Source organism: Peribacillus sp. NPDC055009, assembly GCF_053608705.1.
Window position 1 is genome coordinate 221,188 of sequence record NZ_JBSGVZ010000004.1, and the last position, 15,539, is coordinate 236,726.

The following is a 15,539-nucleotide window of genomic DNA, read 5'->3' on the forward strand; positions in this document are numbered from 1 at the left end:
AATGAAAAAACCGAATTTTTCTGCTATAAATCCTGCTAAGTCTGAGGTTAAAGGTACGGTGGAGGCATGGAAAAAGGAAGCCGAAAAAGCCGTTGGGAAAAACATTGAGGATCTTTTGTTTGAAACCAATGAACAAATAAAAATCAAACCGCTTTATATTGAGAAAGATAATCGTGACTTGGAGCATATGGAAAGTGTGCCAGGCATCGCTCCTTTTACAAGGGGACCTTATCCTTCGATGTATGTCAATCGTCCTTGGACGGTACGTCAGTATGCAGGTTTTTCGACTGCTGAGGAATCCAATGCGTTTTACAGACGTAACCTTGCGATGGGGCAAAAAGGGCTCTCAGTTGCCTTTGATTTAGCTACACACCGCGGTTATGACTCCGATCATCCACGCGTTGTCGGTGATGTGGGGAAGGCGGGAGTTGCCATTGATTCAATTCTTGACATGAAAATCCTATTTGACGGCATTCCGCTTGATCAAATGTCCGTGTCAATGACGATGAACGGCGCAGTATTACCCATACTTGCATTTTATATCGTGACAGCTGAAGAACAAGGCGTAACACAGGATAAGCTTTCAGGCACGATTCAAAATGACATCTTAAAGGAATACATGGTTCGGAATACGTATATCTACCCACCTGAAATGTCCATGAAAATCATAGCTGATATATTTGAGTATACATCCAAATATATGCCCAAATTCAATTCCATTTCCATCTCCGGTTATCATCTGCAAGAAGCGGGGGCACCGGCTGATATCGAACTTGCCTATACGTTGGCGGATGGGCTTGAGTATGCACGTACCGGAATGAAAGCAGGTATTGATATCGATAAGTTCGCACCACGACTGTCTTTCTTCTGGGCTGTAGGAATGAACTATTTCATGGAAGTCTCGAAAATGCGGGCGGCTCGTTACATTTGGTCAAAACTGATGAAACAATTCGAGCCGAAAAATAATAAAGCGATGGCATTGAGAACCCATTCCCAAACCTCCGGCTGGAGCCTCTCCGAGCAGGATCCGTTTAACAATGTCGCAAGGACCCTTATTGAAGCGCATGCCGCTGCACTTGGGCATACACAGTCCCTGCATACGAACGCATTGGATGAGGCCATTGCCCTGCCAACGGATTTCTCGGCACGAATTGCACGTAATACACAGTTATATCTGCAGGAGGAAACGGGGATCACAAAAGTAATCGATCCATGGGCGGGTTCATACTATGTAGAATCACTCACAAATGAATTGATCGAACGAGCTTGGGCTCACATAGAAGAAATCGAAGGCCTTGGCGGAATGGCGAAGGCTATTGAAACCGGCCTTCCAAAAATGAGGATCGAGGAAGCCGCTGCAAAGCGTCAGGCTAAAATCGATTCTCAGGATGAAACGATCGTAGGTGTAAATAAGTATCGTTTGAAAAAAGAAGATCCGATTGAAATACTGGAGATTGATAATACAGCAGTTCGCGAAAGTCAGCTTAAGCGTTTGAGCGAATTAAAAGCGAAACGTGATCAGGAAAAGGTGGATGAAGCCCTTCAAGCGCTATCCATGGCTGCCAGAACTGGCGAAGGCAATCTTCTTGAACTGGCTGTGCAAGCTGCAAGAGTACGGGCTTCGTTAGGTGAAATCTCCGATGCGATTGAGGAGGTTGCTGGACGTCACAAAGCAACGATCCGTTCTATCAGCGGTGTATACAGCTCGGCATACTCAAAGGAAGCGGAAATTGAAGAAGTCGTCCGCATGACGGAAGAGTTTCTTGAAAATGAAGGAAGAAGACCGCGTTTGTTAATGGCTAAAATGGGTCAGGACGGTCATGATCGCGGAGCTAAAGTAGTCGGAACGGGGTTTGCGGATTTGGGCTATGATGTCGATATCGGTCCATTATTCCAAACACCGAAAGAAACCGCCATCCAGGCCGTGGAAAATGATGTGCATGTAGTCGGAATGAGTTCGCTTGCTGCCGGCCATAAAACATTGTTGCCGCAGCTTATGACGGAACTGAAGAACTTGGGACGTGAGGACATTATAGTGATCGTAGGCGGCGTCATCCCTGCACAGGATTATGATTACCTAATGGAAAATGGAGCTACAGCCATTTTTGGACCTGGTACGGTCATTCCGCAGGCAGCAAAGAAAGTGCTTCAGGAAATATACAATCGCCTCGGATATGAGGAAGTGGCTCAATAATGAGTGAAGACAAGAAGCCCGAATGGGTCGATCATAACAATCAGGAAGTTTTTGCTTCTTCATTAAAGCCAGGTGTAGAATTAGCAGCAAGCCATAACAAACCTTCTAAAAGCAAATTCGTCAAAAAACATAATGTAAATATACCGGTCCATGAACTTAAAGAGGGAATCATAAAAGGTGACAGGGCCAAGCTAGCTAAAGGGATTACATTGGTTGAAAGCAATGCATCCCACCACTTGGATCATGCACAGGAATTATTGCATAGCATCCTTCCTCATACAGGAAATTCGATTCGCATCGGGATTTCCGGAGTGCCCGGTGCCGGAAAAAGTACCTTCATCGAGACGTTCGGAACCTATTTGTGTGACAGGGGCCATAAGGTTGCCGTTCTAGCCGTCGATCCAAGCTCTTCGATCAATGGGGGAAGTATACTAGGCGATAAGACAAGGATGGAGGAGTTGGCAAGAAACCCCCATGCCTTCATAAGACCCTCTCCATCCGAAGGCACTCTAGGAGGAGTTCACCGCAAAACGAGGGAAACGATGTTGCTTTGTGAAGCGGCAGGATTTGATGTGATACTGATTGAAACGGTCGGTGTCGGTCAGAGTGAAGCTATAGTTCGAAGTATGGTCGACTTCTTCATGCTCCTTGTCCTTACAGGTGCCGGAGATGAATTACAAGGGATGAAAAAAGGGATTCTGGAACTTGTGGACGGAATTGTGGTCAATAAAGCCGATGGAGAGAACATTCCGCTGGCGATTAGGACGAAGTCCGAATATAGCAGAATCTTGCACTTCCTTCAGCCAGCAACAAAGGGTTGGGCAGGAAAGTCATATACTTGTTCAGCGATAACCGGTAAAGGAATTCCTGAGCTTTGGGATGTAATGAATGAATTTTCCGATTTGACCAAGGAATCGGGTGTTTTTCAAGAACGGAGAAGAATGCAATCTAAGGAATGGCTTTATTCATTGATGGATCACCAGCTTAAAACGATGTTTTATAAAAATGAAACCGTCAAGAGCCTTCTCCCAATTCTCGAGAACCAAGTGATGTCAGGGAATAAAACGGTCACTGCTGCTGTTAAGCAGGCCTTTCAATCTTTTACCGATACATTTAAGTCAAATTAAAAAGAAATGGGATGGGGCAGGCGTGGATTGTCTCCCACGCCTGCCCCATCCTTTTGTAAGTCTTGTTGTTACACACATGATTCCCGCATACCTTTCGTTTTAAACGTGTTCGGAAATGGTTTATGCAGTTTTGACAGGTAAATTTATTGAATCACGAAGTGGCAATTGTTATGATAGGATTGAAGAGAAAACTTGGAAGGAGCACATGCCATGAATATGGATTTTAATTTTTTAATGAACGACGTAGTCAAACAGGCTCGCGATGAGATAAAGACTGCTGGATATACAGAATTGACTACTCCCGAGGAAGTTGAGGAAGTATTTGCACAAAAAGGAACGACACTTGTTATGGTCAATTCCGTTTGTGGCTGCGCTGGGGGAATAGCTAGACCTGCAGCGGCACATGCAATCCATAATGATAAACGCCCAGATCAGCTTGTAACCGTTTTTGCTGGGCAAGATAAAGAGGCGACGGAGAAAGCCCGTGATTATTTCGAAGGATATCCGCCGTCATCTCCATCATTTGCATTGCTGAAGGATGGAAAAATCATCACGATGATAGAGCGCCATGAAATTGAAGGACACCACCCGATGTCTGTAGTGGAAAAATTACAAGACTACTTCGATCAATATTGTGAAGAAGTGTAACCCATAGCGATAACCTTAAAAACCCGCCCAATCGGCGGGTTTTTTTATTCATGAATCTGCATAAGTTAGGAACATTTAGGAAAGAAGATAGATAAGGAAGCAGAAATATTCCCTTTTGAGAAAAAGCGCGATTCCAGAAATGGAGTTATAGTAATATTCTGAAAAATGAATCTATTATTTACGTTATTGAATAATTATTAGAGTGTGTTAAAATACACATTAGTGTATGAATATTAGTTATTCAAATTTTAACTAAACCGAATTTAATAACAAGAGAATTGAAAATATCATTTTGGAGGAATAATAATGAAGTTGAAAAAGCAGTTAGCATTGTTGCTTACTTCTGTTTTATTAGTAGGTATTTTAGCGGCATGCGGAACATCAGAGAAAGAAGATAAGAACACAGCTGACAAAGAAGACAAAAAGGTTCTGGTAATGGGTACATCTGCGGATTATCCGCCATTTGAATTTGTTGAAACGTCTAAAAGTGATGAAATCAAAGGATTTGACATTGATATCGCTAAAGCAATCGGAAAAAAATTAGGTTATGAAGTCCAAGTGAAGGACATTGACTTTAATAGTCTTGTGCCTGCTCTGGAAAATAAATCGGTCGATTTCGTTATCTCTGGAATGACTCCAACTGAAAAACGTGAGCAATCAGTCGATTTCAGTGATATTTACTATACAGCTAAAAACATGATCATCACGACAGAGGATAGTAAAATCAAAACTGTTGAAGATTTAAAAGGGAAAACGGTAGGCGTACAGCTTGCATCCATCCAGGAGACATTGGCAAATGACTTGAATAAATCCCAAGATATCGGAATGAAAGTTGAAAAACGGAATCGTATTCCTGAGGTTGTTCAAGAAATGTCAACAGGACGTTTTGACGCCGTGATCATGGAAGATACTGTTGCAAAAGGCTACTTGAAAGATAATAAAGAATTGGTGGGCCATTTGATCAAGTCTGGTGATCAAGATGCCGGTTCGGCAATCGCTTTCCAAAAAGGAAGCAAGTTAACTGAAGAATTCAATGCCGAGTTGAAAAAAATGATGGAAAATGGTGAAATGGAAAAATTAATATTAAAATGGTTCGGTGGCAGTGAAACTGAATAAAACAGAGAGATGAAAAGCGTTCAGAATGCCTTCTGAACGTTTTTCCGCGCTTTATTGCTAATAAAATGAAGCAGGAGAAAGGCCCGATAACGGCCTTCATAAGAGAGGATGAATGGAGTGAATCTTGAATTTGAAAGGATTATTCCTTCCCTTCCATATATCCTGGAGGGGATACCGACTACATTAAAGGTTGTAGCGGTAGCGGCAGTAATCGGATTTGTTTTGGGAATATTATTATCTATACTTAAGATCAGCAGAATCAAGCCCTTAAATTGGATTGCTGACTTTTATACATCCATTTTTCGCGGTACCCCTTTAGTGCTGCAATTAATGCTGATTTATTTTGGTTCACCACAAATATTAGGGATTCAAATCGAAGCGTTCCAAGCAGCATTTTTAGCATTCGGGCTAAATTCAGCAGCATACATCTCTGAAATTATCAGGGGAGGCATTTTAGCTGTCGATAAAGGCCAACGTGAGGCTTCGCTTGCACTTGGTGTTCCCTATTCAGGAATGATGCTAAATATTATCCTACCGCAGGCCATCAAGAATATCCTGCCATCCCTTGTGAACGAATTGATTTCCTTAACGAAGGAATCAGCCGTCGTCACGATTATTGGATTAGGGGATATCATGCGCCGTTCTTATATTGTCGGCGGTGAGACATATAAATTCTTCGAGCCGATATTATTTGCCGGCCTCATTTATTATGTGATGGTCATGGTTCTCACCATCTTAGGCAAAGTGATTGAAAGGAGAATGAGACGCAGTGATTAAAATTGATGGACTCAAAAAAAACTATGGCAAGCTCGAAGTATTAAAAGGAATCAGCACCGAGATAGGGCAAGGTGAAGTGTTAGCGATCATCGGTCCATCAGGGTCGGGAAAATCAACTTTCTTGCGCTGCATCAATATGCTTGAAACTCCAACTGATGGTCAAATCAGGTTTAAAGATCAAATCATCACTGAAAAAAAGACCAATATCATGAAGGTGCGTGAAAATGTCGGAATGGTTTTTCAGCATTTTCATTTATTTCCGCATAAAACAGTACTGGAGAATCTAACATATGCACCAATGAAGGTGAAAAAATTATCAAAGGCCGAGGCTGTAAAGCAAGCTCGTGAGCTTTTGACTAAAGTCGGTTTGGCCGATAAAGAATCGGCTTATCCAAATCGACTGTCAGGCGGACAAAAACAAAGGGTCGCTATTGCACGGGCATTGGCAATGAACCCGGAAGTAATGCTTTTCGATGAGCCGACTTCAGCGCTTGATCCCGAAATGGTAAAAGAAGTGCTTGAGGTTATGAAGTCACTGGCACATACGGGGATGACCATGCTGATCGTAACGCATGAAATGGGGTTTGCCAAAGAAGTGGCCGATCGAGTACTATTCCTGGACGGAGGTCTGCTCGTTGAGGAAAGTGCTCCGCAAGAATTCTTTTCCAATCCGAAAAGCCAGCGTGCAAAAGACTTTTTGGAAAAAGTTTTATAAGTTAAAGTGAATAGTATATAATTGTGAAAAAAGGTAACGTTTAGGTTACCTTTTTTATTTTTTTCCTATAATGTATTTTTGCGTGAATGTATTTAGAAAAATTGGAAATTTAACTCGCAAAGGACTGTGAAAATATCTCATTTCCTGATAGTATTATAATAGATAGAGAAAGAGCCAGGTGATACATAACAATGTTTAAAATCGGATACAGGACGATTAAAACTGCTTTGGGGGCCACCCTGGCAATTATTATTGCACAAATGCTTAATCTCGAATATTTCTCTGCTGCGGGAATCATTGCGATCTTATGCATTCAAGTTACGAAAAAGAAGTCGGTGTTTGCCTCCTGGCACCGGTTATTAGCTTGTTTGATTGCAATGGCCTATGCATCCCTATTGTTTCAGTTCATCGCATTCCACCCGCTGGTAATAGGTTTAATCCTCTTGATTTTCATTCCAACGACAGTTGCCTTGAAGATTAATGAGGGGATTGTAACGAGCAGCGTCATCATCATGCACCTATATGGGTCTGGTGACATCACTTTTTCCCTGCTGATCAATGAAACGATATTAATTGCAGTTGGAGTTGGAGTGGCGCTTGTCATGAACCTGTACATGCCCAGTGTCGATGACAAACTGCTGGCCTATCAGGAAAGTATCGAAACTAATTTTAGTGCGATCTTGATGGGGATTGTCCGCTACTTAAGGGATAATGATCACACATGGGATGGTAAGGAAATCACCGAAACGGCCAATCTTCTTAATCAGGCCAAAAGCCTTGCCTTCAGGGATGTGGAAAATCATTTTTTAAGGGAAGAAGACCTGTATTACCATTATTTCAAAATGCGTGAAAAGCAATTTGAAATAATTGAACGAATTCTTCCCCTAGTCACGAATATTCCCTTGGTCGTGAAGCAAAGCGGGATAGTGGCTGATTTTATAGAAGATTTGGCAGAAAACGTCCACCCGCAAAATACGGCCATTCTTTATCTGAAAAAACTTGAAGAAATGGAGATTCATTTTAGGGGAATGGCACTGCCGCAGACACGGGAAGAGTTCGAATCCAGGGCCGCATTACTGCAGCTCATGAAGGAAATGGAGCGCTATTTATTGTTGAAGCATTCTTTCAAGGGGTTGCCCAAGCTGACCAGCAACCGAATGAAAAAGAGGCACTTGGCTTAAACTAAGCAAAAAAGTAAAGGAATTGATACAAATGAAATGGATCCTTTCTTTGTTGCTTATGCTATCGTTGTGGCCGCTTCAGGTACAAGCCCAACCTCAGCCGGTCAAGCCTGGCGATCCGTTTATCATCATCAATAAAGCCAACAATAAATTGGCGTTCATTGATGATAACGAGGTCAAGGAGATTCTGCCGGTCGGTACGGGAAAGAGTCAGGAACTGACGCCTGAAGGGATTTTCACGGTAAAAGTAAAAGCGGTCAATCCATATTACCGGAAAAAGAATATTCCTGGAGGCGATCCAAGGAACCCTCTGGGGTCGCGGTGGATTGGATTCGATGCACGAAATACCGATGGGAGGATTTACGGCATCCATGGTACGAATCAGCCATCATCAATTGGTAAATACATATCAAATGGCTGTGTACGGATGCATAAATCCGATGTAGAGCGTTTGTACGAAAAAGTCCCCATCGGCACTAAGGTGTTGATCACCATATCGAACGAGGATTTCAAAACGTTGGCAAAGAAAAATGGAGCGATAAAATAAAGAGAGGGAAGCTTTGCTTCCCTCCCGATTACGGTGTCTATTACAAAAGAAATGCGATACCTGATAATAAGCTTGTTAATAACATTGAGATAAGCATTAAATACACGACGATTTTTCTGATTTTCTTGTTTCCCATATGCCCTCTCCCTTAAAACAGTTTAATTGATTTTATTTTAACTTGAACATTTAGTAGAAACAAGTAAAAGTATAATGTTCATATTATTCCGAATCTTAAAAGGTTTTATGCAAGATTAGTAGTATTTTAATGGAGTCATCCAATAATACATAGCATGGAGGTTTTTATGATGATTAAAAATATCGATCATATCGGTATTGCCGTCAAGTCCCTGGATGAAGCCTTGCCGCTTTACACGGAAACGTTGAAATTGCAACTTGAAGGAATCGAGACAGTGGAGAGCCAAGGAGTGAAAGTGGCCTTCATCCTGGCAGGCAATACGCGTTTGGAGTTGTTGGAAGCGTTATCACCGGCAAGCCCAATCGCCAAATTCATTGAAAAACGCGGTGAAGGGATTCATCATGTTGCCCTTGGGGTCGATGATATTGAAGATAGAATAAAGGAAATCAAAGAATCTGGATTGCGCATGATTGATGACTCATCAAGAAAGGGAGCGCACAATGCGGATGTTGCTTTCGTTCATCCTAAGTCAACCGCGGGTGTATTATATGAGCTTTGTGAACAAGCATTATCAAAGGAGGAGCAGAAATGACAGACATATATGATACAATCAATGACCTTTATGACAGACGCCGTAAAGTGGAAATGGGCGGCGGTGAAGAAAGAATCGATAAGCAGCATGAAAAGGGCAAACTAACTGCAAGGGAAAGAATTGAACTTTTAGTTGATCCGGGTACTTTCATAGAGCTTAATCCTTTTATCAAACACCGTAATACCAATTTTGGCATGGAAAAGGAAGAAGGGCCGGGAGAAGGGGTTGTCACCGGTTACGGTAAGGTCAACGGCCGCGACATTTATCTGTTTTCACAGGATTTTACTGTTTTTGGCGGAGCACTCGGTGAAATGCATGCTCTGAAAATTGCCAATGTTATGGATTTGGCAGCGGAAAATGGAGCGCCATTCATTGGTTTGAACGATTCTGGCGGGGCTCGTATTCAAGAAGGTGTAGTTTCGCTTGACGGATATGGCCAAATATTTTACCGGAATTCGATTTATTCAGGGGTCATCCCACAGATTTCGGTTATTATGGGACCTTGTGCAGGCGGAGCCGTATATTCCCCAGCCATAACCGACTTTGTCTTCATGGTTGAAAAAACGAGCCAAATGTTCATAACAGGGCCTAAAGTCATTGAAACGGTTACAGGTGAAAAGATTTCATCTGAAGGATTGGGTGGAGCGACTGTACATAATACCATAAGCGGTAATGCCCATTTCAAGGGGGCATCTGAGGAGCAAGTACTGGCAGACGTTAGACGCCTCCTGAGCTATCTTCCACAAAATAATGAAGAGAAGCCGCCGGTTTTGGAAGCTGACGATGGAGATGACTACCGTCCGGACTTAACGGATGTAGTACCTTATGAAGGGATCCGTCCATATGATGTCCGGAAAGTATTGGAGCAGGTTGTCGATGGGGATTCCTTTATGGAAGTTCAAGAGGGTTTTGCAAAAAACATAGTTGTCGGCTTGGCGCGCATCAAAGGGAAATCAGTGGGGCTTGTCTGTAACCAGCCAAAGGTGTTGGCAGGGGGGCTTGATATTGATTCATCAGATAAGGCTGCCCGTTTCATTCGTTTCTGTGACTCGTTTAACATTCCGCTAATTACGTTTGAAGACGTTTCGGGTTTTTTCCCGGGCGTTAAACAAGAACATGGCGGGATCATTCGCCATGGTGCAAAGCTCCTGTATGCTTATTCGGAAGCGACAGTACCAAAATTGACGATCATCCTGCGTAAAGCATACGGAGGAGCTTACGTGGCACTTAATAGTAAATCCATCGGTGCGGATCTTACGTTTGCATGGCCGAATGCTGAAATTGCGGTAATGGGCTCTGCTGGAGCGGCAAATATCATTTTTGCCCGTGAAATACAAAATAGCGAAGATCCGGAGGCGACACGTGCAGCTAAAATTGAAGAATACCGTGAGAAGTTCGCCAATCCATATGTTGCCGCAAGTCTTGGAATGGTGGATGATGTTATTGATCCCCGTGAAACCAGGATTAAGATCATTCAATCTCTAGAAATGCTGCGCAACAAAAAAGAAACTCGACCATGGAAAAAGCACGGAAATATCCCGTTGTGATCAACATGGAAAAGAGCCCAAACCATCTGTTTTGGGCTCTTTTCCATACTGGGAAGCTATCATTTTAAAGAAAACAATATTTAAGTCTTCATTCACCTTTTTAACAAGGCCCCTCCGGCAGGGAAATGACCAGCATGTTTTATCAGGCTGGTTCTTCCTATCACATTATTTGCCGGGGCGCGGCTTTTAGAAGTATAATTAAAGAGGAAAACTTTTTTGGAGGTTTTATTTTATGATTAATGAAGAACGTTTAGTTAATGAATTTATGGAATTGGTGCAGATTGATTCCGAAACGAAAAATGAAGCAGCCATCGCCAAAGTGCTGAAAGAAAAATTCGGGGCACTGGGTGTAGAAGTTTTTGAAGATGATACAACAGCAGTTACCGGTCATGGTGCAGGGAATTTAGTATGTACTTTAAAAGGAATGAAAGAAGGCGTAGATACCATTTATTTCACCTCCCATATGGATACGGTTGTTCCAGGGAACGGAATCAAGCCTTCCATCAAAGATGGATACATAGTGTCAGACGGAACGACCATTTTAGGGGCGGATGACAAAGCTGGATTAGCGGTCATGCTAGAAACGCTTAAAGTGTTGAAAGAACAGAATATCGAACATGGAACAATCGAATTCATCATAACAGTCGGTGAAGAATCTGGCTTGGTTGGTGCAAAGGCATTGGATCGCTCCCTTGTAACGGCTAAATTCGGTTTTGCACTTGATAGTGATGGAAAAGTGGGCAATGTGGTTGTTGCTGCACCTACTCAGGCGAAAGTGTCTGCAACCATTTTAGGCAAGACTGCTCACGCTGGTGTCGCTCCTGAGAAAGGCGTTTCGGCCATTACGATCGCTGCCAAAGCAATCTCTAGAATGCCATTAGGCAGAATCGACGAGGAAACGACAGCCAATATCGGACGTTTCCAGGGTGGACAGCAAACCAATATTGTTTGTGACCATGTGGAAATCCTTGCAGAAGCAAGATCCTTGATTCCTGAAAAAATGGAAATACAGGTAGCGAAAATGAAAGAGGCATTTGAGACTGCAGCCATTGAAATGGGCGGACGTGCTGAAGTTGAAGTTAACGTCATGTATCCTGGTTTTAAATATGGTGCTGGTGATCATGTAGTCGAAATTGCAAGGAAGGCAGCAGAGAAAATCGGCCGTCCATGCGAGCTGGTTAAAAGCGGCGGAGGAAGCGATGCGAATGTCATTGCAGGCTTTGGCATCCCTACTGTCAATCTCGCAGTGGGCTATGAAGATATCCATACTACGAATGAAAGAATTCCGGTTGAGGAATTAACGAAGCTAGCTGAAATGGTCGTCGCTATCATCAAAGAAGTATCAGGGGAATAATCACCTGCAATATGACAGTGTAATGTAGGAGTTTTCCTGAGTGAATCGAAAAGGTGGTCGCATTTCTTGCGAAGGATAAGGGATATGCCTTTTCGATTGAACCCGTGAAATTCTTGATTTATACCCATTGAACGGTGCCTTATTAAGTAATCGGTATTGCCGTTTGATTACGACATTGATCAGCAAGAACTCGTATATATTTGGAAGGCGTTCAAAGTATTGAAGGATTACAGTCATCAATGACATGATGGCTGTTTTTCTTGGAGTGGAGCATCTTTCACCGAGGTTACCAAAGATAAATAGGGGTACCTTAATAGAAATGGTTTTTTATTGTCCCAATAATCCGGTGTTTCTTATTTTTACAAGGATGTGACGGTCAAACATGAAGGACATGTATCCCAAAAATGGCAGGGTCATTCTCCATGTAGACATGAATAGTTTCTATGCTTCAGTGGAAATGTCATATGATGTTTCATTGAAAGGCAAACCGCTAGCCATTGCGGGCAATGTTGAAGAGAGAAGGGGGATAATCGTCACCTGCAGCTATGAGGCGAGGAAGTTCGGGGTTAAAACGACCATGCCGATTTGGCAGGCAAAAAAACTATGTCCTCAATTAGTCATTCAGAAACCGAATTTCGAGCGCTATCGAAAGGCATCACTGGCTATTTTTGATGTATTGAGGCAATATACAGAGATGGTTGAACCGGTTTCGATTGATGAGGGGTATCTGGATATTAGTGAATGCGCCGAGTTGGGTTCGCCTTTAGATATAGCCAATAGCATTCAGGAAAGAATTTTTAATACGATGGATCTCCCTTGCAGCATCGGGATTGCCCCTAATAAATTTTTGGCCAAAACTGCTTCCGATATGAAGAAACCTATGGGAATCACTGTGTTAAGGAAACGGGACATTCCGGAAAAGCTCTGGCCTTTACAAGTTGGCGAAATGCACGGCATCGGGGATAAGACCTCGGAAAAGCTTCAAACTATCGGGATAAAGACGATAAGGGACCTAGCACACGCCAATGATAGTCAACTTAAACAGCTACTTGGTATCAATGGCATCCGTTTGAAAGATAGGGCTAATGGAATCGACCCCAGAGTAGTGGATCCCGAAGCGATTTTTGAGCATAAGAGCATCGGGAACTCGACAACTCTTCCTCACGACTCTGCCAATCAAAAAGAACTGATTGCTGTATTGGATAAGCTTTCCGGCAAGGTAGCCGTCCGTTTGAGAAATAAACGCCTGCTTGGTCAAAAAATAGGTGTGACGATCCGTTACAAAGACCGCCGCACTATAACGAGAAGCAGAACGGTTCCTAATCCAGTTTTTGAAAAAAAGGATATTTTGGATGGAGCTATCGATCTATTCATGAAAAATTGGAATGGGGAAGGAATCAGGCTTCTTGGTGTCACTGCCTATGATGTCATCGAAAAAGAGTCGGCCTTCAAGCAACTGGATATTTTCTCCTTTCAAGAGGATGCAGAAAAAGAACCTCTGTATGAAGCGATGGAACACTTGCAAAATAAGTACGGAGAAAATATTATTAAAAAGGGATTACCCTTGAAAAATCGTTCAATTGGAACAGACACTAGCTTCAGTAAAGATTTCTTTGAGCAAACCAGGAGGAATGATCCTTCTTTTGGCAAAGATTAGCGTACAGGCTGTGTAAAGATATAGAGAAGGGAAAGATGAATCATGACAAAACAGCAGATTGGCGTTATCGGACTAGCCGTAATGGGCAAGAACCTTGCATTTAATATTGAAAGCAGGGGATATTCAATTTCCGTGTATAATCGCTCAGGATCAAAAACGGACGAAATGATGAAGGAAGCGGAAGGCAAAAACGTAACAGCCGCTTATACGCTTGAAGAATTCGTCAATTCTTTGGAAACACCCCGCAAAATTTTATTGATGGTTAAAGCAGGAGCGGCAACGGATGCAACAATCGAGCAGTTAAAACCGTTACTTGAAAAAGGTGATATCGTTATTGATGGAGGGAATACCTTCTTCAAGGACACTCAGCGCCGCAATGAGGAGTTAAGCAAGCTTGGCATCCATTTCATCGGTACAGGCGTGTCAGGAGGGGAAGAAGGAGCTCTGACAGGTCCATCCATCATGCCTGGAGGTCAAAAAGAAGCATATGAACTGGTTGCACCGATCTTGAAGGACATTTCAGCTAAGGTCGATGGGGATGCTTGCTGCACTTATATCGGACCGGATGGGGCAGGTCATTATGTTAAAATGGTACATAATGGTATTGAATACGGAGACATGCAATTGATTTCCGAATCTTATTTCCTTCTGAAAAATCTTCTTGGATTATCTGCTCAAGAATTGCATGAAGTCTTCTCTGAATGGAATGAAGGGGAACTTGATAGCTATTTAATTGAAATTACTGCTGATATATTTAAAAAATATGATGAAGAAACCGGCAAGCCGATGGTCGATGTCATTTTAGATAAAGCTGGCCAAAAAGGTACTGGGAAATGGACAAGTCAAAGTGCGCTTGATCTTGGTGTTCCGCTTCCAATCATTACGGAATCCGTATTCGCCCGGTTTATTTCAGCAATCAAGGACGAGCGTGTTGAAGCGAGTAAAATCCTTCGTGGGCCAAAAGCCGAATCATTTACAGGCGACAAAAAGGCTTTGATCGAAAGTATCCGTAAAGCACTTTATATGAGCAAAATCTGTTCATATGCACAAGGATTTGCACAAATGAAAGCAGCATCGGAAGAAAATGACTGGAACTTGCAATATGGGGACATCGCGATGATTTTCCGTGGCGGATGTATCATCCGTGCACAATTCCTCCAAAAAATCAAGGAAGCATACGATCGTGAAGCGAACTTGAACAACCTTCTTCTAGATCCTTACTTCCAAGGAATCGTCGAAAGCTATCAAGGAGCTTTGCGTGAGGTAGTATCAACGGCAGTGATGAATGGAATCCCGGTTCCTTGCTTGTCATCAGCACTTGCCTATTTCGACAGCTATCGTACAGAAACGCTGCCAGCTAATCTTATTCAGGCACAGCGTGACTATTTTGGAGCTCATACTTATCAACGCATTGATAAAGAAGGAACGTTCCATACCGAATGGATGGAAAAATAAAAAGTTCAAGCCGGCTTTGAAGGGGATTCCCTTTTAAACCGGCTTTTTTGTTTCGGGATCCAGTTGTAGTAAAAAAAGAGGGCGCTTGGCGCCCTCTTTTTTTACTATCTCCGATGCTCTACAAGGTCAATGACCCCTAATACAACATGTGCCAAACCGAAACCAAAAACCGTATTAGCTACCATTTTGTTTGAGCCACGGGTCTGCTTCATTGCATAACCCGCAGCTGTCACGGCTGTGCCCAAGGCTGTTGGAATTAATCCTTCACGAATGTCCATCGTTTAATCCCTCCACATCGAAGTTAGTGGTGCCGTCACTGGCGCCTTTTCTAGTGTAACCTTAGCAAGGACTTACCATTCTATTTCTATAAAGAGGTTGGAAGGGTTAAAATGGTAAAGATGAACTAGTTGTAAATAGTTCCAATTAATTTACCTTTTTTAGGAAAAACATAGTATGATGTATGCATTCATCCATTCTTTTTAGGTTTAAACAC

15 protein-coding genes are annotated in these 15,539 nt (G+C 42.6%); 13 read left to right on the top strand and 2 right to left on the bottom strand.

Annotation, left to right across the window (positions count from 1 at the left end; genetic code table 11):
- Position 1 precedes the first annotated feature (1 nt).
- The 8 genes from scpA to ACWF5P_RS09380 all read left to right on the top strand — a co-directional run bounded on the left by scpA (position 2) and on the right by ACWF5P_RS09380 (position 8,305).
- The gene (gene scpA / locus ACWF5P_RS09345; RefSeq protein ID WP_434167372.1) at positions 2 to 2,194 is read left to right on the top strand and encodes a methylmalonyl-CoA mutase; all 2,193 of its coding nucleotides are present in this window, start codon (positions 2 to 4) and stop codon (positions 2,192 to 2,194) included.
- Positions 2,194 to 3,321, top strand: coding sequence for a methylmalonyl Co-A mutase-associated GTPase MeaB (meaB, locus tag ACWF5P_RS09350; RefSeq protein ID WP_434167371.1), 1,128 nt, complete (start codon positions 2,194 to 2,196; stop codon positions 3,319 to 3,321). The genes scpA and meaB overlap by 1 nt, the downstream gene beginning before the upstream one ends.
- Positions 3,322 to 3,531: 210 nt before the next feature.
- The gene (locus ACWF5P_RS09355; protein ID WP_034308239.1) at positions 3,532 to 3,969 is read left to right on the top strand and encodes a BrxA/BrxB family bacilliredoxin; all 438 of its coding nucleotides are present in this window, start codon (positions 3,532 to 3,534) and stop codon (positions 3,967 to 3,969) included.
- Between the two features lie 312 nt (positions 3,970 to 4,281).
- Positions 4,282 to 5,085, top strand: coding sequence for a transporter substrate-binding domain-containing protein (locus ACWF5P_RS09360; RefSeq protein ID WP_202190591.1), 804 nt, complete (start codon positions 4,282 to 4,284; stop codon positions 5,083 to 5,085).
- Positions 5,086 to 5,202: 117 nt separating this feature from the next.
- Complete coding sequence (locus tag ACWF5P_RS09365; protein WP_101223460.1) at positions 5,203 to 5,862, top strand: amino acid ABC transporter permease; 660 nt, start codon at positions 5,203 to 5,205, stop codon at positions 5,860 to 5,862.
- Entirely contained in the window at positions 5,855 to 6,577 is a 723-nt protein-coding gene (locus ACWF5P_RS09370) for an ATP-binding cassette domain-containing protein (protein ID WP_434167370.1), read from the top strand. The genes ACWF5P_RS09365 and ACWF5P_RS09370 overlap by 8 nt, the downstream gene beginning before the upstream one ends.
- 191 nt (positions 6,578 to 6,768) lie before the next feature.
- Complete coding sequence (locus ACWF5P_RS09375) at positions 6,769 to 7,758, top strand: aromatic acid exporter family protein (protein ID WP_434167369.1); 990 nt, start codon at positions 6,769 to 6,771, stop codon at positions 7,756 to 7,758.
- Positions 7,759 to 7,789: 31 nt separating this feature from the next.
- The gene (locus ACWF5P_RS09380) at positions 7,790 to 8,305 is read left to right on the top strand and encodes a L,D-transpeptidase family protein (RefSeq protein ID WP_434167368.1); all 516 of its coding nucleotides are present in this window, start codon (positions 7,790 to 7,792) and stop codon (positions 8,303 to 8,305) included.
- A 40-nt stretch (positions 8,306 to 8,345) separates the two neighbouring features.
- On the opposite strand, the gene prli42 is transcribed toward ACWF5P_RS09380, so the two are convergent.
- A complete protein-coding gene (gene prli42, locus ACWF5P_RS09385; protein ID WP_155726463.1) occupies positions 8,346 to 8,441 on the bottom strand; it encodes a stressosome-associated protein Prli42 in 96 nt (31 codons plus the stop codon).
- Positions 8,442 to 8,607: 166 nt separating this feature from the next.
- Here prli42 and mce point away from each other — a divergent pair, with 166 nt between their 5' ends.
- The 5 genes from mce to gndA all read left to right on the top strand — a co-directional run bounded on the left by mce (position 8,608) and on the right by gndA (position 15,046).
- Complete coding sequence (gene mce, locus ACWF5P_RS09390; protein ID WP_434167367.1) at positions 8,608 to 9,033, top strand: methylmalonyl-CoA epimerase; 426 nt, start codon at positions 8,608 to 8,610, stop codon at positions 9,031 to 9,033.
- Complete coding sequence (locus ACWF5P_RS09395) at positions 9,030 to 10,580, top strand: carboxyl transferase domain-containing protein (RefSeq protein ID WP_434167366.1); 1,551 nt, start codon at positions 9,030 to 9,032, stop codon at positions 10,578 to 10,580. The genes mce and ACWF5P_RS09395 overlap by 4 nt, the downstream gene beginning before the upstream one ends.
- A gap of 232 nt (positions 10,581 to 10,812) precedes the next feature.
- The gene (locus ACWF5P_RS09400) at positions 10,813 to 11,934 is read left to right on the top strand and encodes a tripeptidase T (protein ID WP_101222503.1); all 1,122 of its coding nucleotides are present in this window, start codon (positions 10,813 to 10,815) and stop codon (positions 11,932 to 11,934) included.
- Positions 11,935 to 12,316: 382 nt separating this feature from the next.
- On the top strand, positions 12,317 to 13,591 hold the full coding sequence (locus ACWF5P_RS09405) for a DNA polymerase IV (protein ID WP_434167365.1): 1,275 nt from the start codon (positions 12,317 to 12,319) through the stop codon (positions 13,589 to 13,591).
- A 42-nt stretch (positions 13,592 to 13,633) separates the two neighbouring features.
- Positions 13,634 to 15,046, top strand: coding sequence for an NADP-dependent phosphogluconate dehydrogenase (gndA, locus tag ACWF5P_RS09410; RefSeq protein ID WP_101222501.1), 1,413 nt, complete (start codon positions 13,634 to 13,636; stop codon positions 15,044 to 15,046).
- Between the two features lie 104 nt (positions 15,047 to 15,150).
- On the opposite strand, the gene ACWF5P_RS09415 is transcribed toward gndA, so the two are convergent.
- Positions 15,151 to 15,324: a hypothetical protein gene (locus ACWF5P_RS09415; RefSeq protein WP_034308217.1), complete on the bottom strand. Its 174-nt coding sequence runs from the start codon at positions 15,322 to 15,324 to the stop codon at positions 15,151 to 15,153.
- Positions 15,325 to 15,539 lie beyond the last annotated feature (215 nt).

Bases quoted from the DNA above. Each gene is read 5' to 3' on its own strand.
- scpA (WP_434167372.1), top strand. From the start codon at position 2: ATGAAAAAACCGAATTTTTCTGCTATAAATCCTGCTAAGTCTGAGGTT.
- ACWF5P_RS09415 (WP_034308217.1), bottom strand. From the start codon at position 15,324: ATGGACATTCGTGAAGGATTAATTCCAACAGCCTTGGGCACAGCCGTG.
- ACWF5P_RS09380 (WP_434167368.1), top strand. From the start codon at position 7,790: ATGAAATGGATCCTTTCTTTGTTGCTTATGCTATCGTTGTGGCCGCTT.
- ACWF5P_RS09400 (WP_101222503.1), top strand. From the start codon at position 10,813: ATGATTAATGAAGAACGTTTAGTTAATGAATTTATGGAATTGGTGCAG.
- prli42 (WP_155726463.1), bottom strand. From the start codon at position 8,441: ATGGGAAACAAGAAAATCAGAAAAATCGTCGTGTATTTAATGCTTATC.
- meaB (WP_434167371.1), top strand. From the start codon at position 2,194: ATGAGTGAAGACAAGAAGCCCGAATGGGTCGATCATAACAATCAGGAA.
- mce (WP_434167367.1), top strand. From the start codon at position 8,608: ATGATGATTAAAAATATCGATCATATCGGTATTGCCGTCAAGTCCCTG.
- ACWF5P_RS09355 (WP_034308239.1), top strand. From the start codon at position 3,532: ATGAATATGGATTTTAATTTTTTAATGAACGACGTAGTCAAACAGGCT.
- gndA (WP_101222501.1), top strand. From the start codon at position 13,634: ATGACAAAACAGCAGATTGGCGTTATCGGACTAGCCGTAATGGGCAAG.
- ACWF5P_RS09405 (WP_434167365.1), top strand. From the start codon at position 12,317: ATGAAGGACATGTATCCCAAAAATGGCAGGGTCATTCTCCATGTAGAC.
- ACWF5P_RS09395 (WP_434167366.1), top strand. From the start codon at position 9,030: ATGACAGACATATATGATACAATCAATGACCTTTATGACAGACGCCGT.
- ACWF5P_RS09375 (WP_434167369.1), top strand. From the start codon at position 6,769: ATGTTTAAAATCGGATACAGGACGATTAAAACTGCTTTGGGGGCCACC.